This is a genomic window from Citrobacter sp. wls714 (genome assembly GCF_005281025.1).
Classification (GTDB): Bacteria; Pseudomonadota; Gammaproteobacteria; order Enterobacterales; family Enterobacteriaceae; genus Citrobacter; species Citrobacter werkmanii.
In genome coordinates this window covers 41,787-65,095 of record NZ_SZWZ01000089.1, presented here as the reverse complement: position 1 = coordinate 65,095, position 23,309 = coordinate 41,787, and the positions used below count along the sequence as shown (strand labels likewise).

The following is a 23,309-nucleotide window of genomic DNA, read 5'->3' as shown; positions in this document are numbered from 1 at the left end:
CACGGCTTTCCATTTCCCCATTAGCGCTGTTCAACAAGGTCATCCAGTTTGGTCTGGCTGGCCTTCATCGTCGTTGAAAGGTCAGCTTTTCCTACCGTGACGTTGTGCACCATGGTGCTTATGACGCCGGAACCCGTAACGTCACCCATGCGGGTAAAGTTCTTATCGCCGACTGCGCCGAAGACCTGAATATTCGGCAGTTCGGCAATCAGCTGATTGGGTAACTCACCCAGCGCTTTAATGACGGCGTTATCTTTCCACGTTGAGGTGTTCACCACCGCTTTATTAACCGGGAGCGCGGCGCCTGGGGACATCATTACCCAGTCAGCAATGTTGTCGGCCTGCTCCATAAAGGTGACAAATTTTTCTGCGGCTTCTGTCTCTTCGGTTTTTTGTCCTGCGGTTATGGTCAGCGACGTCAACATGCCATATACAGCAGAGGTTTTTTCCGTCGGTACCATAAAGCCAACATTTTGAGGATCCCCCTCCTTAATCACCGCCGGGAGGATATAGGTGGAATAAATAGCCATTGGTGCAGTGCCGTTCATGAAAGCGTCTTTGACCTCCATGATGTCGTTAGAACCCGGCATCGTGTTTGCCGCAAGCGAGCGATAGTATTCCAGCGCCTGCGCCATCTCTGGCGTATCAAGGGTTATCTTTCCCTGCGCATCGAAAACGTTAGCCTGGTTAGAAAGCGCGAACTGGGAGAAGGACTGTTCGGTCAATACGCTTTCCGCCGTAGGGAGCGCAATACCATATTTTTTGCTGGCAGGATTGTTTAGCTTTTGCGCCACGTCGAGCAGTTGCTGCCAGTCTTTCGGTTCTTCAAGGCCTGCTTTTGCCAGTACATCTTTGCGATACCAGACCCCGCCAATCCAGGCGCTGACCGGAACCCCGGTCCATGCAGAGCCATCTTCGGTACGTACAATACGCAGTACGCCATCATAAAACGCGTCTTCACCTACACCGTTAATGACCTGCGCCACCGCTTTACGATCGATAAGCGATTCTTTGTCCATGACTTTCGCGTAGTCATGGCTGGTTTCAATAACTTCCGGAAGTGAACCGCTACGCGCGAGGGTAATCACTTTGGTGTTGTAAGCATCCTCTTCAACAGGAACCTGTTTGACGCTGATACCGGGGTTCTCTTTTTCAAAGCGCTCAATCAGTTTGGCAATAACCGCCTGCCGCTCCTGCTCTACAGAAGAGTGCATAAATTCAATTGCGACAGAGGATTTTTTATCATCCTTACACCCAGAAACCAGGGCGCAGGACACCAGTGCTGAAATCAGCACAATTTTAGCTTTAAGCATGAAATGTTCCTTTTTATTTCTTAACCCACATAACCTGCCAGGCGTGTAGTGTTAATTCCTTACCCGAAATACTTTCTTCGCTAATCAAATCAAATCCATTTTCAATATCAATATTAATGGTTTGTGTCTGACCGCTGACATTAAATAAACCGGTAATTTCTTCGCCTATCTCTGCCGTACGCTTAATTTGCATAACGGCCGGTGTAACACTGTTAATCTTAAAATTACTATCAGGATGGAATGCTTTATTATTACGTCGTAGAACAATCAATCGGGATAACTCATGGTAAACGGCATGACGCAAACAGGTTTCATCAGCCAGTTCCGTTTCTATTTGTCTGATATGATATTTTTTACGGTTGATCGCCCGGTTATAACCCAGTTCCTCCACACCTTTATAGTCATTACGTGACCCGAGGATACTTTGGATGTAAATCGCCGGTACGCCTGGAAAACTCAGCAAAATGGCATGGGCGAGAATAAAGCGGGCAAATCTTTCAGTATTACTGCTATTAACCGGCGTTAACGCATCCATATACGTGACGTTAATTTCATACGGACTTCGACTACCATCAGGATTATTCTTCCAGTTAACCAGGGCGCCTTCTTGTTGTAATTCCGTCACCAGTCGCATGATTTCATCTTCAGGTAACAGGCCCCGTAACGGGTTGAGGCCTATTCCGTCATGCGATGCGAGGAAATTAAACCATGTGGTCTCAGTCGATGGCAGTTCCAGTGATTGCGCCCACTGACACAATGTCGTTGTATCCTGGCGTTGTACCGCATGCAGCACCAGCGGCGGCAGCGAGAACTGGTACACCATGTGAGCCTCATCGCGGCCATTACCGTAATAGGAAATGTTATCCTTATGCGGAACGTTCGTTTCAGTAATGATCGCTGTACCAGGTGCCGCGCAGTCAGCAATAGCGCGGAACAGTTTGATAAGCTGATGCGTTTTTTCCAGGTGAATACAGGTTGTCCCTGGCTCTTTCCACATAAAACCAACCGCATCCAGGCGGACATAATCAGCGCCCTGCTCCAGGTAACTCAGTAGTACATCGATCATCGCCAGTAATACTAATGGATTGGCATAGTTGAGATCGATCTGGTCGTCGCTGAACGTCGTCCAGAGATGACGCACTGTATTATCTTTCAACGTAAACGGGGTCAGTAACGGTAATGCGCGCGGGCGCGTGACGTTGCTCAGGTCCGTATCAGGATCCATCGCAATAAAGAAATCTTCATAACCGTCAAGCTGTTGCAAATAGTTATTAAACCATTCGCTTTTAGCTGACATATGGTTACAAACAAAATCAAACATCAGTCGACTGGATTCAGCTAATTGCTTAATATCATTCCAGTCACCGGTTTCTTCGGCAACCTGATAGTAATTAATTACTGAAAAACCATCATCCGATGACCACGGATAAAATGGCAACAGGTGCACATGAGAAAATATCGACTTAAGCCATTCATTATAAAACTGATTAAACGTTGGCAGCGGTTTTTTATCTTCCGCGTAAAATTGATCGGCGTAAGTGATCAGAACGACATCGCCCTCATCCCAATGCGCTTTACGGTTTTTTTTAATTAATTTTCGTGCTTTTTCTAAACGTGCAACCAGCGCTTCATAGTGAAGTGAAGAAAATGTGTCTCCATAGACTTCACTCAGACATTTTTGGATTTTTTGGTTCACCTTCATTTCTCGTGGTAGCGGTCCCATGACGCAAGAGACTACTCTGCCGGAAATAAGCTGTCAATCAGCTGAGGTGGCCTGGAGGGGGGTTATAAAAGAATTTTGGCAGCCAAAAAATCGTATTTGTGAGCTGCCGCAAATTAACTGAGGGAATGTTGATTAATTGTTGCTTGCTTTTGTTGTTTCGGATATCAGGGTTGATTACCTGAATAGCGTTTCGACAATTTTGTCGCTGCCCGGCTCAACAAAGGTTCAAGTACTAACGCCAGCAACATTTTTAGCGGACGTCGGGCCACGGACTTCACCGCCCACCCTGCTACCCCTGCCGGGCCATAGCGCAGCGCAGTCAGCAGCACCAGCTTACCTGCTATTTTAAAGCCCGGCTTTACCTTTTGCCCGGCACGTTGCCAGCGATTATTCATTTTTAACCTCACAATTGGCGGAAGCGGCTGCGTAATGTGAAGGTATCAGATGTCACATAACGCTCCATCTCACGCAAACGCTTTTCACTTGCAGCCAGCTCACGATCGACAGCATCCAACAGCTCACCGCTTGATGGCTGCTGTTCTCCGGAAACCACGTTGTCCGGCATCGGATCCAACACAAACGTCAGTACGATGTAGGCGACAAAGGTGAAAAAGGCCAGACCAAAAAAGATGGACAGTACCACCAGGATCCGCACCAGTTTCACAGGAACATCGAGATAATGCGCAATACCCGCGCAAACCCCTTTCACCATGCCCTGCTGCGGTATACGCCACAGTTTTTTATTCAGATTAACGCCCCCCATTAGCGGTCCCTCCAGTTTGGATGTTCAGCATCAAGGATATCTTCCAGCGCTTGAATGCGCTCACGCATCCTCTGTGCATCCTGGTTAAGTTCTACCAGACGCTGTTGTTCACTTTGCGCCAGCTCGCCGCGACTGGAACGATTGCTGTAATGCAGCCAGAGCCAAATCGGTAAGACGAAAAGCACAAAGATGGTTAACGGGATGGCCAGAAATAGCGCGCTCATGAGTACTCCTTACAGGTGATGAACGGCGGCGCGTTCGGGCACCGCCAGATATTATTATTGCTTGTCTTGCTGCATTTTGGCTTTCAATTGCGCCAACTGCTCGCTGATTTCATCATCTGCTTTCAGGTCAGCAAATTGCTGATCCAGAGACTTCTGCTTACCGAAGTTATGGCTTTCAGCTTCAGCTTCCATTTGATCGATACGGCGCTCAAAAGATTCAAAGCGCGCCATCGCTTCATCCAGTTTGCCGCTGTCCAGTTGACGACGAACATCACGGGAAGAACTCGCCGCCTGGTGGCGCAGCATCAACGCCTGCTGACGAGCACGGGTTTCACTAAGTTTGTTTTCCAGCTCACCGATCTCTTTTTTCATACGCGCCAGCGTATCGTCAACCAGCGTCACCTCATGCTCCAGCGAGGCAATCAGATCAGTCAGTTTCTGTTTTTCGATTAACGCAGAACGCGCCAAATCTTCTTTTTCTTTACGCAGCGCCAGCTCTGCTTTTTCCTGCCACTCTGCCTGTTGGGCGCTGGCCTGTTCGATACGACGCGATAACTGTTTCTTTTCTGCCAGAGCGCGTGCGGAGTTGGAGCGCACCTCAACCAGCGTGTCTTCCATTTCCTGGATCATCAACCGCACCAGCTTCTGCGGATCTTCAGCCTTTTCCAGCAACGCATTAATGTTGGCGTTCACGATGTCGGCAAAACGAGAAAAAATACCCATAATGTAATCCTCACTTACTGTTCTGATATCGGGCAATGCCCTGCTGCTGTTCTAATGCACTTCGCATGCCAACTTTTTAATTCATTGAATTATTTGAAAATATCCAATTTTACCTGCCGGGATAAATAGGGTAAATTGGTGAATAACACTAACAAATGGTGAATTTCATCATGGCAGGATACAAAGATAATCTTCTGGGCGAAGCGAACAGCTTTATTGAAGTTCTGGAGCAGGTTTCTCATCTCGCGCCGCTGGATAAACCTGTGCTGGTCATTGGGGAACGCGGTACGGGGAAAGAGCTTATCGCCAACCGCCTGCACTATCTCTCCACCCGCTGGCAAGGCCCGTTTATTTCACTTAACTGCGCGGCGCTCAACGAAAATTTACTCGATTCTGAACTCTTCGGTCACGAAGCTGGCGCCTTTACTGGCGCACAGAAACGTCATCCGGGTCGTTTCGAGCGCGCCGATGGCGGCACGCTGTTTCTTGATGAACTGGCGACCGCCCCGATGCTGGTACAGGAAAAACTGCTGCGCGTTATTGAGTACGGAGAGCTGGAACGCGTAGGCGGTAGCCAGCCGCTGCAGGTCAACGTACGACTGGTTTGTGCAACCAATGCCGACCTGCCGCGCATGGTGAGTGAAGGCACGTTCCGCGCCGACCTGCTGGATCGTCTGGCTTTTGATGTGGTGCAACTCCCACCGTTACGCGAACGTCAAAGCGATATCATGTTAATGGCTGAACATTTTGCCATTCAGATGTGCCGTGAGATCGGGTTACCGTTGTTTCCAGGGTTCACCGACGAGGCCAAAGAAACGCTCCTCCACTACCGTTGGCCGGGCAATATTCGTGAGCTGAAAAACGTCGTGGAGCGTTCAGTTTACCGACACGGGACCAGCGATTACCCGCTGAATGAGATTGTGATTGACCCGTTCAGGCGTCACACCACACCGCCGCTGGTGCAAGAAACCAGACACACATCAGTAGCCTTACCGCTGGATCTGCGTGAATTCCAACAGCAGCAGGAGAAGGAATTTTTGCAAACCAGCTTACAGCAAGCGAAATTTAATCAGAAAAAAGCCGCTGAATTATTAGGTCTGACCTACCATCAGCTCCGTGCGTTACTCAAGAAACACCAAATTTAGCGTACAGGAGCAGACGTTGGACGCGAGGGTCAAAACAGTTTACCATGTTGCAATCACTGTATAAAAAAACAGGTTAATCATGATGACTCTGGCGTTAGTTGGCGAAAAAATTGACAGAAACAGGTTCACCGGTGAGAAAGTCGAAAATAGCACATTTTTCAACTGTGATTTTTCGGGTGCCGACCTTAGCGGTACTGAGTTTATTGGCTGCCAATTTTATGATCGAGAGAGCCAGAAAGGGTGTAATTTTAGCCGCGCTATCCTGAAAGATGCCATTTTCAAAAGTTGCGATCTCTCCATGGCGGATTTCAGAAATGTGAGTGCGCTGGGAATCGAAATTCGCCACTGCCGCGCACAAGGTTCAGATTTTCGCGGCGCAAGCTTTATGAATATGATTACCACACGCACCTGGTTTTGTAGCGCCTATATCACCAATACCAACTTAAGCTACGCCAACTTTTCAAAAGTCGTACTGGAAAAGTGCGAGCTGTGGGAAAACCGCTGGATGGGTACTCAGGTACTTGGCGCAACGTTCAGTGGATCGGACCTCTCTGGCGGCGAGTTTTCATCGTTCGACTGGCGGGCAGCAAACTTTACGCACTGTGATTTGACCAATTCAGAACTGGGCGATCTCGATGTCCGGGGTGTTGATTTGCAAGGCGTTAAACTGGACAGCTACCAGGCATCGTTGATCCTGGAACGTCTTGGCATCGCTGTCATTGGTTAATATTCAGGGAGCGGTACATGCCGCCCCCTGCCCTTATACAGTATTGTCCGCGCTGGTTTTCCCCCGCAGACGTTTCGACTCAGCGAACATAGACGTCAGAGGGTTCCGGTCCCCCCGTCAGAACACCATACCTGACCGGATGTATAGCTATTCTCTTCAGCCGCTAAAGTGACATACAGCGGAGCAATTTCTACCGGTTGGCCTGGACGACCGAGTGGCGCATTGGCGCCAAATTTCTCAATTTTTTCCTGTGGTTGGCCACCGCAACACTGCAATACCGTCCAGTACGGCCCAGGCGCGACAGCATTTACACGGATCCCTTTGGGGGCCAGTTGTTTAGCCAGCGATTTAGTAAATGCCACTATCGCCGCCTTGGTCTGAGCATAATCAAGCAGGATCTCACTTGGCTCATAAGCCTGTACCGACGAGGTGTTAATAATCACGCTGTCTCGTGAGAAATGAGGAACAGCCGCTTTGGTGATCCAAAACATGGCGTAGACATTGGTCTTGAATGTCGCATCAAACTCTTCTGTGGTGAGGTCTTCGATCGATTCGCAAAATTGCTGACGACCGGCGTTATTCACCAGAATATCCAACCCTCCCAGCGCTTCTACCGCCTGTTTTACCAGATGGTTACAGAAAGTTTCGTCACGAATATCACCGGGAATCGCCGCGACTTGTCTCCCTGTTTTTTTTATCAATTCGACAACTTCGCGCGCATCGTCCTCTTCTTCAGGTAAGTAATTAATCGCGACATCGGCGCCTTCGCGGGCATAAGCAATGGCAACTGCACGCCCAATACCTGAATCACCTCCGGTAATTAATACCTTGCGACCATTTAACCTACCGCTTCCCTGATAGCTTTCTTCGCCATGATCGGGACGCGGTTGCATTTTTCCAGCCAGACCCGGAAAAGGTTGTTTTTGATGTGGAAAAGGCGGCTGCGGAAAACGTTCTGAATTAGTTTTATTGGTGGTCTGTTTTCCTTTATTTAGGTCAGTCATTCAATCACCTCTCATGAGTCATCATTCATCGCAAAGACTAATAAGCGTAGAACAAAATGAATGACATGACCTTTATAATTTACCCACAACTTCATTTTTGCCAAATATTAACCTGGTCCTTACGATGATAACTTCACATTGCGTTGAGATATTTACTCGGATAAGTCCTGGTTTATTTATTTGTTCTTCCAGACTGAAACTTCTTCAACCAATACCGCCAGGCTAAAACGTACCGCCTTTTCTATAACGTCCTGGCAATCACCGGAAAAATATTCCCGTTTTGTTATTATCCGCCCGCGGAAATTCCACGCAAACCACACCGTTCCTGCGGGAGTACCATCCTCCCCACCCTCCGGCCCCGCATATCCGCTAATGGCTATGCTGATATCGGTTCCGGCTTGCTCACGTATCCCTACAGACATCTCACTGACCGTTTGCTCACTAACGGCGCTATATTTCTCCAGCGTACTGGCCCGCACGCCGAGCATTTTCTGCTTGGCACGATCGCTAAAGGTTATAACGCCGATATCATAAAATTCTGCGGTATCCGCCTGTGCACAAAGCGCGGCGGCCAAGTTTCCTCCTGTACAAGATTCTGCGGTAGTCAACGTTAAACCGCGATCAATAAGCGTTTTTGCAACCCGTTTCGTCAGTTCATTGCGTGTTTTTGCGTCATTGTACTCCGTGTTCATTACCGCCTCGCTAATTCTCTTCAGGAATGACAGAAATATGTCCGTTACGTTCCAGAATGGCATACTTGATTTTACTGGATTCGGTAATCCCCTGATTTTGTCGTGCAGCGACTAATATATCGTCAAGAGAAACATCCACTTTCTTCATTTTATCCAACAAAGGTATCCCGTGATCAAGCAGGATAACCGGAGAGCCATCCAGCACGGATTCTGCCCCACCTACCTTTTTCTTAATGAAACCAAACAGAATATCAATAGTAACCAGTGTGACAATCGTGATCATGGCGCCGGTTAGCGAAAAATCATTACCCAATAAGGCTTGTTGAGTTGCTTCACTGATAATCAGTAATAAAATCAGATCGAAGCTGGTCATTTGTAACAATGCCCGGCGACCTGCAATTTTGAAAACTACCAGCAAAATAAGGTAAATGGCTAATGCCCGGAAGACCATCTCCATACTCACCTCCTAGGGATAAATAAATTGTCTGAAGCGGATTTCAGGTTCGCCATTTAGCTGGAGAAAACTCATTACACTTCCTGGCTTCACGGGCGTAACCTGCAGCCAGATAGTAAAGTCCTGCGTTGCTTCAGAATCATTGTAGACAAGGTAAAGATCATTACCCTTGCTGTACATGCTGTCTGGCTGCGGCCAAATATTTTCCATCTCATAAAATTTGTTGAAATCGCCGCCAATGCGCAACGCCTTGTTCACAGAATCATACTTTTGTGCAGAGATGTTAATTTTAAATTCCGTTTGCAAACGCCCAAACCTTTCGTATTGTAACTCTGTTGTCTTTAAGCTATTTTTTCTCGTTACCTCACTTAAATATCCCTTGGAAAACGATCCCGCCATAGCAAGTAAAACAATGCAGAGCAAACAGATAAAACCAATCTTGTGAAAGCCAGATTCAAAATTCAGAAAACGCTGGCTCTCTTTTACGCCTTGCAAATGGGCTTTCTCTCTGTTCATCTCCCCGCCTCGCTTATATAACACCAAGCCGTTGTTTTATTGAAAAATTACAATTTGAGACTTATCCCACTCGCCAAATTAATAAATAGCTACAAAACTTAATAAGTCAAATCAATTTTAATGGAGGCTCTATGAAAATATCTCTCGCCCCCTTACTGTGTTGTTTTTTATTGCCCACAGCGTTTGCCGATGATAATGGCGGATTAAAAAAAGATACCGCCCCGCCACCTGCGCACGCACTGGATGAAGGGTATCGTGGCACTGAAGATGCAAGAATCATGACCGTCCAACAAGCTAAAACCATGCATGACGGTGCGACCATCTCTTTACGAGGTAATCTCATTGAGGCTCAAGGAGGAGATAAGTTTATCTTCCGGGACAAAACCGGCACTATCAATACGCTAATCCCGCTTGCCGTCTTTGATGGCCGAACGGTAAAACCCGATCAAATGATCAGGATTAACGGTAGCCTTGACGCTAAAATGCAACCGCCGGTGGTACGCGTTAATAAAATCCAGAAGTAATTCGACATCCGGGAAGATATTCACTCTTCCCGGCCTCATTCTTGTTTATTTTCCTCTGATTCTGCAGACATTCCTCCCACACAACAGACTCATTTTTCCCGTCAGACACCTCCCGCCATTGAATCCGGCGTTTAAGCGAGTCAGAGGTGCCATGAAAATGCTAAGATAGCTAATAGAGTATATGCAACGTGGATAGCAGGTATGAATTTTGACCAACTGACGATGTTGAATTCGCGGTCATCACCCCTGCAGCCCCAAACACAAACGGTAATGGCAAATGTCATTAAGTATTAGTAAGATAGCTTCTTTATATATAACCCTTTAAAATTATGCGCCTGGTTTTATCATCTCTGATCGTGATGGCTGGATTTCTGAGTGGTCAGGCTGTAGCTGCGCCTGAGCAGGCCCCGTACGCTGATATTCGTGACAGTGGCTTTGTCTATTGCGTTAGTGGGCAGGTCAATACGTTCAATCCGCAAAAAGCGAGCAGCGGTCTCATCGTAGACACATTAGCGGCCCAATTGTATGACCGACTACTTGATGTCGATCCCTATACCTATCGCCTGGTGCCAGAACTGGCTGAAAGCTGGGAAGTCATGGATAACGGCGCAACCTACCGCTTTCATTTACGTCGCGATGTTCCGTTTCAAAAGACAGCCTGGTTCACGCCCACCCGCAAACTGAATGCGGACGATGTGGTATTTACCTTCGAGCGCATCTTTGATCGCCAGCATCCGTGGCACAATGTCAATGGCAGCAGTTTTCCTTATTTTGACAGCCTGCAGTTCGCCGATAACGTCCAAAGCGTGCGCAAGCTGGACAACAACACCGTTGAATTTCGCTTAAATCAACCCGACGCTTCTTTCTTGTGGCACCTTGCCACACATTATGCCTCTGTGATGTCGGCAGAATATGCTGCCAAATTAGCAAAACAGGATCGCCAGGAATTACTCGACAGACAACCCGTCGGCACTGGACCGTACCAACTTTCAGAAAATCGTGCAGGCCAATATATTCGCCTACAACGGCATGAAAAATTCTGGCGTGGTACCCCCTTGATGCCGCAGGTCGTGGTGGATCTCGGCTCTGGCGGAACCGGACGTTTATCGAAATTACTGACCGGCGAGTGCGATGTCCTGGCCTGGCCCGCTGCCAGCCAGCTCAGCATATTGCGTGATGATCCTCGACTGCGTCTGACGCTGCGTCCGGGGATGAATATCGCCTATCTGGCGTTCAACACGGATAAACCGCCATTGAACAACCCTGCCGTACGACATGCGTTAGCGCTGGCTATTAACAACCAACGGTTAATGCAATCTATTTACTACGGTACGGCGGAAACCGCGGCATCTATTTTGCCCCGCGCCTCGTGGGCTTATGACAACGAAGCTAAAATTACTGAGTACAACCCGGCAAAGTCGCGCGAGCAGTTAAAAGCGCTGGGGCTGGAAAATCTGACGTTACAACTTTGGGTCCCCACAAGCTCTCAGGCCTGGAACCCCAGTCCGCTGAAAACCGCAGAGCTGATTCAGGCTGATATGGCTCAGGTGGGTGTGAAAGTGAAGATCATCCCGGTAGAGGGTCGTTTTCAGGAGGCGCGATTAATGGATATGAACCATGATCTGACGTTGTCCGGCTGGGCAACTGACAGTAACGATCCTGACAGCTTTTTCCGACCGATGCTCAGTTGTGCCGCCATTAACTCACAGACCAACTTTGCCCACTGGTGCAATCCGGAGTTTGACAGCATTTTGCGCAAAGCCCTCTCTTCGCAACAACTCTCCTCGCGAATTGATGCCTACGACGAAGCGCAAAATATTCTCGCGCGCGAGTTGCCGATCCTGCCGCTGGCCTCTTCGCTTCGTTTGCAGGCTTATCGCTATGACATCAAAGGATTGGTGCTCAGTCCGTTCGGCAACGCTTCTTTTGCCGGGGTTTCCAGGGAAAAGGCTGAAGAGGTGAAAAAACCATGATTATCTTCACCCTGCGCCGTTTTTTATTACTGCTGGTCACCCTGTTCTTCCTGACTTTTATTGGGTTCAGCCTGAGCTACTTCACACCTCATGCGCCGTTACAGGGCGCATCGCTGTGGAACGCCTGGGTATTCTGGTTCAATGGCCTGATTCACTGGGATTTTGGTGTGTCCAGTATTAACGGTCAGTTGATCTCAGAACAACTGAAAGAGGTGTTCCCGGCGACGATGGAACTGTGCATTCTGGCCTTTGGTTTTGCACTTATGGTCGGGATCCCCATCGGCATGTTGGCGGGCATTACACGTAATAAATGGCAGGATCGTTGCATCAGCGCATTGGCTCTGATGGGCTTTTCTATTCCGGTTTTTTGGCTGGCGCTGCTGCTGACGTTGCTCTTCTCACTGACCCTCGGCTGGCTGCCCGTTTCCGGGCGTTTTGATCTGCTCTACGAAGTTAAGCCCGTTACCGGATTTGCCATTATTGATGCGTGGATCACCGACTCGCCCTGGCGCGACGAAATGCTGGTCAGTGCGATCCGTCATATGGTGCTTCCGGTATTAACGCTCTCCGTGGCACCGACGACGGAAGTTATTCGTCTGATGCGTATCAGCACCATTGAGGTCTTTGATCAAAACTATGTTAAAGCGGCGGCTACTCGCGGTTTGTCACGGTTAACGATTTTACGCCGTCACGTACTGCACAACGCTCTCCCACCGGTTATCCCGCGCCTAGGGTTACAGTTTTCCACCATGCTGACGCTGGCGATGATCACCGAGATGGTCTTTAGCTGGCCAGGTCTTGGCCGTTGGCTGATTAACGCGATTCGCCAGCAAGATTACGCGGCTATTTCGGCGGGTGTGATGGTAATAGGCTCATTGGTTATCATTGTTAACGTCATCTCTGATATTTTGGGTGCTATGGCTAACCCTCTGAAACATAAGGAATGGTATGCCTTACGATAGCGTCTACAGCGAAAAGCGCCCGCCAGGTACGCTGCGCACCGCATGGCGCAATTTTTACGGCGATGCAACCGCAATGATCGGCCTGTATGGCTGTGCGGGACTGGCGATTCTGTGTATTTTTGGTGGTTGGTTCGCGCCTTATGGCATCGACCAACAGTTTCTCGGCTACCAGCTTTTGCCACCGTCATGGTCGCGCTATGGCGAAGTCTCTTTCTTCCTCGGGACTGATGATCTGGGGCGTGATGTTTTAAGCCGCCTGCTCAGCGGTGCGGCCCCAACCGTGGGCGGCGCGTTTGTCGTCACCCTTGCCGCCACGCTGTGTGGTTTATTGCTTGGCGTGGTTGCCGGGGCAACACACGGTTTGCGTTCCGCGGTGCTCAATCACATTCTGGACACCCTGCTGTCGATCCCTTCGCTGTTGCTGGCGATTATTGTGGTGGCTTTTGCCGGGCCGCATCTGACGCACGCGATGTTTGCCGTCTGGTTGGCGCTGTTACCGCGGATGGTTCGCTCCGTCTACAGCATGGTGCATGACGAGCTGGAAAAAGAATATGTCATCGCCGCTCGCCTTGATGGCGCAACCACGCTCAATATCCTGTGGTTCGCTGTTCTGCCCAATATTACCGCCGGGCTTATCACTGAAATCACCCGTGCGCTGTCGATGGCGATCCTGGATATCGCCGCGCTGGGTTTTCTCGACCTGGGCGCACAATTGCCATCACCGGAATGGGGAGCCATGCTCGGCGACGCGCTGGAACTGATTTATGTCGCACCGTGGACTGTCATGCTGCCAGGGGCGGCGATCATGATAAGCGTGCTGTTGGTTAACCTGCTGGGTGATGGCGTGCGCCGCGCAATTATTGCGGGGGTGGAATAATGCCATTACTCGATATCCGCAACCTGACCATTGAATTCAGAACCGGTGACGACTGGGTAAAAGCAGTTGACCGCGTCAGCATGACCCTCAATGAGGGTGAAATCCGCGGACTGGTTGGCGAGTCTGGCTCCGGCAAGAGCCTGATCGCCAAGGCCATTTGCGGCGTCGCTAAAGATAACTGGCGCGTAACCGCCGACCGTATGCGCTTTGATGATATCGATCTCCTGCGCCTTTCCGCGCGTGAACGACGCAAGCTGGTCGGTCATAACGTTTCCATGATCTTTCAGGAACCGCAATCGTGCCTTGATCCGTCCGAGCGTATTGGACGACAGCTGATGCAAAATATTCCAGCCTGGACCTACAAGGGCCGCTGGTGGCAGCGCATCGGCTGGCGCAAACGCCGGGCGATTGAGCTTTTGCACCGCGTCGGGATAAAAGACCATAAAGATGCCATGCGCAGCTTCCCGTATGAACTGACCGACGGCGAGTGTCAGAAGGTAATGATCGCTATCGCGCTGGCTAATCAGCCGCGCTTGCTGATTGCTGATGAGCCGACGAACGCGATGGAGCCAACGACCCAGGCGCAAATATTTCGCCTGCTGACCCGGCTGAACCAAAACAGCAATACCACCATTTTGTTGATCAGCCATGACCTGCAAATGCTCAGCCAGTGGGCAGACAAAATCAACGTAATGTACTGCGGACAAACGGTGGAAACCGCGCCCAGTAAAGATCTGGTGACGATTCCACATCATCCTTATACGCAGGCGTTGATCCGCGCCATTCCTGATTTTGGTAGCGCCATGCCGCATAAAAGTCGTTTGAATACCATGCCAGGAGCGATTCCATTGCTGGAACAATTACCCATCGGCTGCCGTCTGGGGCCGCGCTGCCCTTATGCTCAACGTGAATGTATTGAAACCCCACGACTGACCGGAGCAAAGAATCATCTCTACGCCTGTCATTTCCCGCTGAATATGGAGAGAGAGTGAGATGGTAGAAACCCTGCTCGAAGTTCGCAATCTGAGCAAAACCTTTCGCTACCGGACGGGTTTATTTCGCCGACAGACCGTTGAGGCCGTTAAGCCACTCAGCTTTACCCTGCGCGAACGTCAGACGCTCGCCGTCATTGGTGAAAATGGTTCCGGTAAGTCCACACTGGCAAAGATGTTAGCTGGCATGATTGAACCCACCAGCGGTGAACTGCTGATTGACGATCACCCGCTAAAGTATGGTGATTACTCATTCCGTAGTCAGCGGATCCGCATGATTTTTCAGGATCCGTCAACATCGCTTAACCCTCGTCAGCGTATTTCACAGATCCTTGATTTCCCGCTGCGTCTGAACACCGACCTGGAACCTGAACAGCGTCGCAAACAGATAATAGAAACGATGCGCATGGTCGGCCTGCTGCCTGACCATGTGAGCTATTATCCGCATATGTTAGCGCCGGGGCAAAAACAGCGCCTGGGGCTTGCCCGCGCGCTCATTTTGCGACCTAAAGTGATTATCGCCGACGAAGCCCTTGCCTCTCTCGACATGTCGATGCGTTCGCAGCTCATCAATTTGATGCTGGAATTACAGGAAAAACAGGGGATTTCATATATCTATGTGACTCAGCATATCGGCATGATGAAGCACATTAGCGATCAAGTATTAGTCATGCATCAGGGGGAAGTTGTTGAGCGCGGCAGTACCGCGGATGTTCTGGCCTCCCCACTACATGAGCTGACTCGTCGTCTGATTGCAGGGCATTTTGGCGAGGCGCTTACCGCCGACGCCTGGCGGAAAGATCGCTAACTGACATCCTCTTTGGGCACAGGAACCTTCTGTTTCCTGTGGCCTGAAGTTCTTCACCGCTTGACGGATTGATTTTACTATTCCAAAACAGTAGGTTAGGCATAATACCTATGCTAGTATTGCCTCATCATACGGAGGTGTAGACGGCCTTAACTGGACATAATCGATCTCTTAGTTAAGCATGCGCCATTCAGTTTTTAGTTATATCTGGTCACCTCCTGCATACTTTTAGTTAACCACAGCGGCATGCTTTGGGATTTAATTTCATGAGGGACTTATGGCCAGTGAGATAATACTCGATCTAGATTTACCCGAATACCGTGATGATTTTTGTGGCGATGGCACCAAAGGCGAGAAAAATAACCTGTGGCAACAGCAGGCGACTCAAAAAATGCTTGAGAACCTGGCTCGTATGGGACTGGAGGCTCGACAGTATAAAAATGATTTACAAGATCCCAAAACAGCCCGGCTCACCAGTTACCATCATGCCATTTTTATCAATGGTCCACGTGGAGCGGGAAAAACCGTCTTCTTACGCAATGCCAGCGCCGCATGGGCTAACTACACCGCAAAATCGTCACAATTCCCCGACTTGCACTTTATCGATGTTATTGATCCAACATTATTGAACATTGATGACCGCTTCTCCGAAGTCATTATTGCCTCTATTTATGCTTCCGTTGAAGGTAAACTGAACCAACCTGAGATTAGCCAGTCAATAAAAGAGGCTTTTTTCCAGGCTTTAAGAACATTGGCCGGTGCATTAGGAAAGCCACAAGAAATAGATGAACTTCGGGGTATTGATAGAATTCAAAAGTACCGTTCCGGTATTCATCTCGAACGGGATTTTCATCGTTTCTTGATTGCCACTGTAAACCTGTTGGGTTGTGATGCGTTAGTATTGCCCATTGATGATGTTGACATGAAAATTGACAATGGTTTCGCCGTGTTGGATGACATCCGTTGTTTACTCTCCTGTCCGCTAATCCTCCCATTAGTCAGCGGTGACGATCAACTCTATCGTCACATTACGCAAAAAGCATTTTCTAAGGGTCCTAATAATATATTCGGTGTTGGTTATATGGCAGAGAGTTTATCCGATGCCTATCTGACAAAAGTCTTCCCGAATCATATTCGCCTGCCCTTACAACCCATTGAACAAATATTACCAAAACTGGAAATTCGCTATAAATATTCAGAAATAGAAAACACCAGAAAAATATCAAACCTGACCTTCCCGCAATATGAAGATCTATTAAAAAACACCTTCTATAGTTTATGCAATGGGCAAGAACGCAGTACTGAATGGGTTCACCCTATTAGCGCCAGAGAAGTCACCCAACTAATTAGAAGCTTACCGCCTTCATTGCTACAGGAACGAGAACACACCACGCCTGACATCTGGCAGAAATATGCTTACTGGGCTGAAATACATCACGATGGTGTTGCCCTCACGAATATGGAAACCTATCTACATATTCAACTGGCACAACAAGTGGCACAGCTTAATTTTAGCCAGTTGATCGCATTCAACCCAGTCTTACAAATGAATCGATGCCATTGGGCAAGCAAAGAATTTATTAGTCAGCAATGCGATATAGCCGCGGACATGAAAGCCCATGACACCAACCAAAGTATCTTAGAATCAGTAAAAAATAGTTCGGATATTTTACGCAGTATGCCAGCCTTAGAATTTATCATGGAGCCAATGTTTATAAGCAAATCGGTGTCAGAGGCTAAAAATGGTAATTCTCTGCTGCTGGCACTCTATACACACCATGATTACTATAGCCGGCAGCTAAATCGACGACATCATATCTTTTTTAGCCGGGCCTTTGAAATCATTGGATGGTCCCTACTGGCTATAACCGGAAATTTGCCAGACACCTTTTATCAAAAAGATAAATTTACAGCCCTTTTTCAGGATACTTTCTTACGAGCCCCCTTCTATTCAATTTTCGCGATGAATCACACCCGGGAAATAGAAGAAAGTGATGATGGTCTGAATCGCCCCGACAATCCTATCGACTACTCCAGCAATATCAATGAGTTAATAGAAAAAATTTATAACTGGTGTGAAAACAGAAAAATAACAGAGCTTAAAGGTAAAAACCTAATACCGCTACTCAGCGTTATTTTTAATAAAGTTTTTTCTCAACTGTCCGTGCTTAGGATGAATTTGATAGATAAGAAAAAGTCACGGGAAGAACTTCTGTCAGATCTGGCGCGGCGCTTTGAGTATATATTTATCAATGCGTTATTAACATTCACTAAAGATGGACTTGTTGTTAATACTAACGTAGCCACTGGCGCCAGAGCATCAATAGTCAGAGATTACACTGAGTTCACAAAATATGACCGTACTTTATCACGCAATCTCAGTGGAGTTGTCGATTTGACTGTTGATGATGATAACATTCTAAATCTTAAAACAATCAACGAAAGTGAACATGCTGAACTTGTTATTTCTATGTGGTGCCATCCCATATTCAATATCGACCCTCCGGAATGTTATCCTATTGGCGATAACAACGCGACGGATCTCTTTAATGAAAACTATTTTTCAAAAATGACGTTTACTGACATTCGCGATTTTTACTATAAACAGACGGGCAATACGACAATCAAAACACAGGAAGTTAAACTGTGGGCAAGTAGCAATATCGAAATTGCCCATAATATTCTTAAATGCATGCATTCCTCACGCGTAATGCAGTCGCTACTTAAAGAAAATAACCAAGTTTCATGGTTCTATCGTGGTCTTATCCAGGGCGTCGGAGAAGAGGTCAATAACTAAATCATGTATAACCAAGATCCTCACTGGCTGATACCTTCCGTATTGCTCGCATCTGACCGGGTGTTCTATCACCAGCTCATGCGCCACCACGGCGAAGAGGAAGTCACAAGAAGTCCTACAGATACAGAGGAAAAAATTGTTTCTCAAGCTGCGCTGGACTACCAGTTCTACTTCGGCGGACATCTTCGTAAAGAAGATATTCAGAACAATATGCGCTTCTGGCAGATCCCCTGTGCAGATGGCGACTATCTAAAACTCATTGCCAAGTTAGCGGATGATTTCTTAGTCTGGCGCGGCAATACTCACTGACTTCTTTATGCGCCACGATCAGCGGGCAATGTCTGAGCAAGCGCATATCGTTGTGCACTTTCGTCGGGGATACGGTAAGCACCCGCGTAACGATCGTCGATTGGAAACACTGCGTAATGAGTTACTGGCGCAGGTACGCGCGCTAGAGAGTTTTTCCGCATCGGTCACCATTCAGGAAACGGATTACCAGACCAATCTCGGTAGTCCCGAACAAAAGATTGATGTGCGTAAATTGATTCGTGGTTATGATGTTGCGGGTAATGAAAACGACGTACCTGTTGAGGTGTTTGCTCCAGCGTTACGCGTATTACGTGCCGCCAAGTATCGTGCCGGAGAACACTGGTCGGTAAGATTACCAAGACCATTTATCACCGTTCATGCCGGAGAAGATTACAGCCACCTGTTATGTGGGCTGCGTTCAATGGATGAAGCAGTCGAATTTTGTCAGCTCAGTGAAGGGGATCGAATAGGACATGGATTAGCACTAGGGGTAGATGTTTACGATTGGGCAAAACGGCAACGTCGTGCCTACATTACCGCAGGACAACATCTTGATAATCTTGTCTGGGCATATCACCAGGCTGTTTTACTTTCACAGCATACCGTTGAACATATCCCTGTGATGCATGAATTAAGGGATAAGATCCACTATTGGTCTCAATTGTTGCATGAAGATATTTATACTCCCGACCTTTTGTACCGGGCATGGTTACTCCGCCGAAACTGGCCCGACTATTCTTTCCTGGAAACTGAAATAGCCACCCAACAGGAATGGGTTCCGGACTGGAATATGTTTGCTTGTGAAGGTCAAAATCCACTAACTAAAGTGACAGCAAAGAAGCTATGGGAACGTTATTTAGATAGCGATAAAAATCCGTCCGTTAATCGTATAATTTCCGTCAACTGTCTACCGGGCGACACTGAAAGTTTTGTGGCACATACCTGCGACGATGAGGACATTATTTCGCCAGGCGAACTCCGATTATACGAAGCCATCCAGGACTATCTCATTGAGAAATACAGTCGAATCGGGCTGGTCATTGAAGCCTGCCCCACCTCAAATATTTACATCGGGCGGTTTGAAAAATACCATGAGCATCCCCTGTTTCGTTGGAACCCGCCTAATCCAGAATGGTTAAAACCTGGTGATAAATTCAACAAATATGGCTTGCGCTCCGGCCCGCTATCGGTATGTCTGAACACGGATGACAGTGCGTTGATGCCAACAACAATAGCGAACGAGCACCGTCTTATGCGTGAATGTACCATTCAGCATTTTGCTATTGGCGCATGGATGGCAGATTTGTGGATTGATTCTATTCGTCAGAAAGGGATTTCAATATTTGAAGCTAACCATATAAAACAGGATAGGCGCTAACCAGACGTTCCATTTCTCTTGGGTGGATGCCCGGCGACAAGATCGCAAGCGTGGCAGAAGTCCTCCTCTAATGGAGGACTTCTGATAACGTCAGTGGAAAATATCTGCTGGTAGCAATGCTTCTATATCGTTAAACGCAACGGACGGGAAAATACCGCCCTGCACGGCCCAAATGCCCGCATTGATCAGCACATCGCTTAACCAGGCGTCGTCAATCCCCTCCATCGCGACGCGATCGCAATATTCCCGGATATTTTTGATAAGCACCGGAAACATCGGCTTTTCTACCTGCTCAAGGAAAAAACCGCGATCCAATTTAACCACGTCAAAATGACCGCAAACCAGCGGACTTGCCCCGACGTTACCGGAGCCGAGATCGCCCAGCCATAGCGCGTTTGGGCCATCACAGAGTGAATTAATCAGCAGATTATTCAGGCAAATCGTACTCGACAGAAAACGCTCTGACAGCTCCAGTGCAATAAAGGGCATTGCGTGTAGGGCCGACTTGATGACCGGATCACCTATCGCCAGAAGCGCCATTTCATCAATAAGATGAAGGGTGCAGAGCAGATTGTTGCTCTCAAACCAATCACGCTTTTCGGCAATTAATTGAATTTGCTTGAGCATGAAATTACGCTTTTGTTCGCTATCCCACGCTGAAACGATGATATCTGCATGCAATGGGCGAACCGTATCTGCAGCAAACCGGGCGATCATCTCCACACCCAGCAACTTATTTGTTGTGTCTCTCATCGGTTCCGCGATGAAATGATAGTGCATAAGACCACTCCAATTGATCATAACTTCCTGATAATGCACTTTTAATCACAATCAATCAATAATATCGATCAATGTATCGATATTGATCGATAAAAACAATATATCATAACAAACTGAATATATGCATGTTTTTTGTTTTAAGAAAGTTCTTACCTTGCTATGTTTATTAACATCAGCTAGCGCCTTAATAATACCATTTTAATGCCTTTAAAGCCTTGTATTTTCTCATTGTCTTCAATGGAATACGGGTCGGGCAAGGCACAACCAGAGGAAGTAATATCCTCGCCATTTGCAATGAATGGCAAGAGTCATTTAGGGTTGATAACCATTCAAAAAGGAACAATGAGTAGGATATAATTTCAGACCAATTTCGCGTGTTTTTGAGATGGCAATCATCACGCATTGATTGCTACGAAGAAGCACTGATCATAAGGATTAAAGCTATGGGTTTTCTTTCCGGTAAGCGTATTCTGGTGACAGGTCTTGCCAGTAAATTGTCCATTGCCTGGGGAATCGCTCAGGCCATGCATCGCGAAGGCGCTGAGCTGGCGTTCACCTACCAGAACGACAAACTAAAAGGCCGTGTGGAAGAATTTGCCGCTCAACTGGAGTCCAGCATCGTACTACAATGTGATGTTGCCGAAGACGCCAGCATCGATGCGATGTTCGCTGAACTGAGCCAGTCCTGGCCGAAATTCGACGGATTCGTGCATTCCATCGGTTTCGCGCCTGCTGACCAGTTGGATGGCGACTATGTGAATGCGGTCACCCGCGAAGGTTTTAAAATTGCTCATGACATCAGCGCTTACAGCTTTGTTGCGATGGCAAAAGCTTGCCGCTCTATGCTGAACCCAGGCTCTGCGCTACTGACGCTATCCTACCTGGGCGCAGAACGCGCGATCCCTAACTACAACGTGATGGGTCTGGCGAAAGCCTCTCTGGAGGCAAACGTCCGATACATGGCTAACGCAATGGGTCCTGAAGGTGTACGAGTGAACGCCATCTCCGCAGGTCCAATCCGCACTCTTGCCGCTTCCGGCATCAAAGATTTCCGTAAAATGCTGGCGCATTGTGAAGCGGTGACGCCGATTCGCCGCACCGTGACGATTGAAGATGTGGGCAATTCCGCAGCATTCCTGTGCTCCGATCTGTCTGCCGGCATCTCTGGTGAAGTCGTTCACGTTGATGGTGGCTTCAGCATTGCAGCGATGAACGAGCTGGATCTGAAATAATCGTTTAGTCCTCTATGGGCGGCCTACCGTCGCCCATGATTTTCACCGCCTCCGCTACTGCCCTGCGCCATATATACTTTTCCGATATTTATTATCACGTAACAATCTTTCATCCCCCCATCGGCTTACGTCAGGATATTGCAGCGCAAACGATCCGGCGTAGGTGTATGACGACGTGTCCGGGTCGCCACTTTTTAGACCAAGGAACGCCCATGGAACAACGCCGAATTGTAGGCAAAAGCCACTGGTATCATGAGACGCAATCCAGCACGTATCCGCAAGATGTTCTGCCGCTGGTGCCGGAGGCCGCTCATGTTGACGACAGCTTTTTACTGGACCTGGCGATATCTGATGACGTACTTTTGCCCTTTCAATCCTGGTTACCCCCTGCCCGTAAACTTGCCCAACTTCTTTTCCCTGCTCACGTAGACAGGGATCAGATGCATACATTCAACGCCTATGAACGGATGAGTACCGCCCTGACCGTCGCTCAGGTATATGGCGTGCAGCGACTGTGTAATCACTATGCCGCACGTTTAACGCCGCTGCCGGGCCCTGATTCGTCTCGTGAAAGTAATCACCGACTGGCGCAAATTACCCAATATGCGCGCCAGCTCGCCAGCTCACCTGCTGTGATTGGCGAGCGCGATCGTCAGCACCTTGATGCGGTCGGGCTGACCACCTGCGATAACATTCTGATGAATCAAATCATCGGCTTTGTTGGTTTTCAGGCGCGGGTAGTCGCATTACTTCAGGCCTGGTGCGCCCACCCGGTACGTCGAATACCGGGCCTGGATATACAGCAATTCGCGTACGCTTCGCCATTTAGCGCCGCAAACTCAATCTGGCACCCTGCGCCATTATCGCTCGAAAAACAGCATGCCTACGTTGAACCAATAGCGGGTTACCCCAACGAACTGCACGCGCTGCTCCCCTTGCTAACACATTCACCTGACGCATTAGATGTACTCAGTTCACTGATTTCCAGCATACAACGCAGCGATAAGCCGGCGCGGGCATTTTCTCTGACGACCCTGATGACATCACGCATTAACGGCAGCGTGGCCTGCTTTAATGAACACGCGCATACCGCACATGAATTAACTGACATCATCACTGTCCTTCGTCAGGATGAACGTGAATTGCAGCGCTGGGAACAACGACATCCGGTTGAGCGCGTCACCCTGCAGGCGGTACAATGGCTTACCCGAGCGCCCGACCGCTTTAGCGCCGCACTGTTAACACCGTTGTTCGATCAGGGTATCTCTTCAGAACAGGCGATTAACCTGCTGGCCTGGAGTGGATTATGCGGATGGTTAAATCGCTTGAAAATCGCGCTGGGCGAGACGTATTAACCGATCCACTTACTTAAAGAGCGCTTGCTGCAACTGGC

Annotated in this window: 24 protein-coding genes; 13 read left to right on the top strand and 11 right to left on the bottom strand. The window is 48.4% G+C overall.

The features are described 5' to 3' along the window. Positions 1-20: 20 nt before the first annotated feature. The 6 genes from FDX11_RS17885 to pspA form a co-directional block, all read right to left on the bottom strand. Entirely contained in the window at positions 21-1,313 is a 1,293-nt protein-coding gene (locus tag FDX11_RS17885) for an ABC transporter substrate-binding protein (protein WP_042308124.1), read from the bottom strand. A 13-nt stretch (positions 1,314-1,326) separates the two neighbouring features. Beyond that, positions 1,327-3,036: a sugar phosphorylase gene (locus FDX11_RS17880; RefSeq protein WP_137398318.1), complete on the bottom strand. Its 1,710-nt coding sequence runs from the start codon at positions 3,034-3,036 to the stop codon at positions 1,327-1,329. A 164-nt stretch (positions 3,037-3,200) separates the two neighbouring features. Beyond that, positions 3,201-3,431: a phage shock protein PspD gene (gene pspD / locus FDX11_RS17875; protein WP_038640914.1), complete on the bottom strand. Its 231-nt coding sequence runs from the start codon at positions 3,429-3,431 to the stop codon at positions 3,201-3,203. 8 nt (positions 3,432-3,439) lie between these two features. Beyond that, positions 3,440-3,799 carry an envelope stress response membrane protein PspC gene (pspC, locus tag FDX11_RS17870; RefSeq protein ID WP_004193243.1) on the bottom strand — a complete coding sequence of 120 codons (360 nt, stop codon included), beginning with the start codon at positions 3,797-3,799 and terminating at the stop codon, positions 3,440-3,442. Next, complete coding sequence (gene pspB / locus FDX11_RS17865; RefSeq protein ID WP_004193245.1) at positions 3,799-4,023, bottom strand: envelope stress response membrane protein PspB; 225 nt, start codon at positions 4,021-4,023, stop codon at positions 3,799-3,801. The genes pspC and pspB overlap by 1 nt, the downstream gene beginning before the upstream one ends. A 54-nt stretch (positions 4,024-4,077) precedes the next feature. Continuing rightward, positions 4,078-4,746, bottom strand: coding sequence for a phage shock protein PspA (gene pspA / locus FDX11_RS17860; protein WP_003020532.1), 669 nt, complete (start codon positions 4,744-4,746; stop codon positions 4,078-4,080). 155 nt (positions 4,747-4,901) lie between these two features. Between pspA and pspF the strand changes: the two genes are divergently transcribed. Together pspF and FDX11_RS17850 are read left to right on the top strand one after the other, a co-directional pair. Then, positions 4,902-5,891, top strand: coding sequence for a phage shock protein operon transcriptional activator (gene pspF, locus FDX11_RS17855; protein WP_167371245.1), 990 nt, complete (start codon positions 4,902-4,904; stop codon positions 5,889-5,891). A gap of 82 nt (positions 5,892-5,973) precedes the next feature. Beyond that, on the top strand, positions 5,974-6,618 hold the full coding sequence (locus tag FDX11_RS17850) for a quinolone resistance pentapeptide repeat protein QnrB69 (protein ID WP_042308119.1): 645 nt from the start codon (positions 5,974-5,976) through the stop codon (positions 6,616-6,618). Positions 6,619-6,713: 95 nt separating this feature from the next. On the opposite strand, the gene FDX11_RS17845 is transcribed toward FDX11_RS17850, so the two are convergent. The 4 genes from FDX11_RS17845 to FDX11_RS17830 all read right to left on the bottom strand — a co-directional run bounded on the left by FDX11_RS17845 (position 6,714) and on the right by FDX11_RS17830 (position 9,284). Next, positions 6,714-7,622, bottom strand: a complete 909-nt coding sequence (locus FDX11_RS17845) for an SDR family oxidoreductase (protein ID WP_042308117.1) — start codon at positions 7,620-7,622, stop codon at positions 6,714-6,716. A gap of 176 nt (positions 7,623-7,798) precedes the next feature. Beyond that, positions 7,799-8,314 carry a 2-oxo-tetronate isomerase gene (locus tag FDX11_RS17840; RefSeq protein WP_042308115.1) on the bottom strand — a complete coding sequence of 172 codons (516 nt, stop codon included), beginning with the start codon at positions 8,312-8,314 and terminating at the stop codon, positions 7,799-7,801. A 10-nt stretch (positions 8,315-8,324) separates the two neighbouring features. Further along, the gene (locus FDX11_RS17835) at positions 8,325-8,771 is read right to left on the bottom strand and encodes a DUF421 domain-containing protein (RefSeq protein WP_038640925.1); all 447 of its coding nucleotides are present in this window, start codon (positions 8,769-8,771) and stop codon (positions 8,325-8,327) included. Between the two features lie 9 nt (positions 8,772-8,780). Continuing rightward, positions 8,781-9,284, bottom strand: a complete 504-nt coding sequence (locus FDX11_RS17830) for a hypothetical protein (RefSeq protein ID WP_137398317.1) — start codon at positions 9,282-9,284, stop codon at positions 8,781-8,783. Between the two features lie 131 nt (positions 9,285-9,415). Between FDX11_RS17830 and FDX11_RS17825 the strand changes: the two genes are divergently transcribed. The 9 genes from FDX11_RS17825 (at position 9,416) to FDX11_RS17790 (ending at position 19,904) form a co-directional block, all read left to right on the top strand. Beyond that, the gene (locus FDX11_RS17825; protein ID WP_042308109.1) at positions 9,416-9,808 is read left to right on the top strand and encodes a YdeI family stress tolerance OB fold protein; all 393 of its coding nucleotides are present in this window, start codon (positions 9,416-9,418) and stop codon (positions 9,806-9,808) included. 329 nt (positions 9,809-10,137) lie between these two features. Next, positions 10,138-11,781 carry an ABC transporter substrate-binding protein SapA gene (sapA, locus tag FDX11_RS17820; RefSeq protein ID WP_137350281.1) on the top strand — a complete coding sequence of 548 codons (1,644 nt, stop codon included), beginning with the start codon at positions 10,138-10,140 and terminating at the stop codon, positions 11,779-11,781. Beyond that, positions 11,778-12,743: a peptide ABC transporter permease SapB gene (gene sapB, locus FDX11_RS17815; protein ID WP_061381249.1), complete on the top strand. Its 966-nt coding sequence runs from the start codon at positions 11,778-11,780 to the stop codon at positions 12,741-12,743. Before sapA ends, sapB begins: the two co-directional genes overlap by 4 nt. Beyond that, positions 12,730-13,620 carry a peptide ABC transporter permease SapC gene (gene sapC / locus FDX11_RS17810; RefSeq protein WP_016156640.1) on the top strand — a complete coding sequence of 297 codons (891 nt, stop codon included), beginning with the start codon at positions 12,730-12,732 and terminating at the stop codon, positions 13,618-13,620. Before sapB ends, sapC begins: the two co-directional genes overlap by 14 nt. Further along, on the top strand, positions 13,620-14,612 hold the full coding sequence (sapD, locus tag FDX11_RS17805) for a peptide ABC transporter ATP-binding protein SapD (protein ID WP_003020556.1): 993 nt from the start codon (positions 13,620-13,622) through the stop codon (positions 14,610-14,612). Before sapC ends, sapD begins: the two co-directional genes overlap by 1 nt. A gap of 1 nt (position 14,613) precedes the next feature. Then, the gene (gene sapF / locus FDX11_RS17800) at positions 14,614-15,420 is read left to right on the top strand and encodes a peptide ABC transporter ATP-binding protein SapF (protein WP_016153235.1); all 807 of its coding nucleotides are present in this window, start codon (positions 14,614-14,616) and stop codon (positions 15,418-15,420) included. Positions 15,421-15,697: 277 nt separating this feature from the next. After that, positions 15,698-18,217: an antiviral RADAR system adenosine triphosphatase RdrA gene (rdrA, locus tag FDX11_RS17795; RefSeq protein ID WP_137398316.1), complete on the top strand. Its 2,520-nt coding sequence runs from the start codon at positions 15,698-15,700 to the stop codon at positions 18,215-18,217. Positions 18,218-18,220: 3 nt separating this feature from the next. Next, positions 18,221-18,526, top strand: a complete 306-nt coding sequence (locus FDX11_RS25770) for a hypothetical protein (RefSeq protein ID WP_371414801.1) — start codon at positions 18,221-18,223, stop codon at positions 18,524-18,526. A gap of 28 nt (positions 18,527-18,554) precedes the next feature. After that, the gene (locus tag FDX11_RS17790; protein WP_371414800.1) at positions 18,555-19,904 is read left to right on the top strand and encodes a hypothetical protein; all 1,350 of its coding nucleotides are present in this window, start codon (positions 18,555-18,557) and stop codon (positions 19,902-19,904) included. Positions 19,905-19,994: 90 nt separating this feature from the next. Here FDX11_RS17790 and FDX11_RS17785 read toward each other — a convergent pair whose 3' ends face one another. Beyond that, positions 19,995-20,684, bottom strand: a complete 690-nt coding sequence (locus FDX11_RS17785) for an EAL domain-containing protein (protein WP_137398332.1) — start codon at positions 20,682-20,684, stop codon at positions 19,995-19,997. 443 nt (positions 20,685-21,127) lie between these two features. On the opposite strand from FDX11_RS17785, the gene fabI reads away from it, so the two are divergent. Continuing rightward, on the top strand, positions 21,128-21,916 hold the full coding sequence (fabI, locus tag FDX11_RS17780) for an enoyl-ACP reductase FabI (protein WP_079223977.1): 789 nt from the start codon (positions 21,128-21,130) through the stop codon (positions 21,914-21,916). Positions 21,917-22,128: 212 nt separating this feature from the next. Further along, positions 22,129-23,271, top strand: a complete 1,143-nt coding sequence (locus FDX11_RS17775; protein ID WP_137398315.1) for a carboxymuconolactone decarboxylase family protein — start codon at positions 22,129-22,131, stop codon at positions 23,269-23,271. Positions 23,272-23,309 lie beyond the last annotated feature (38 nt).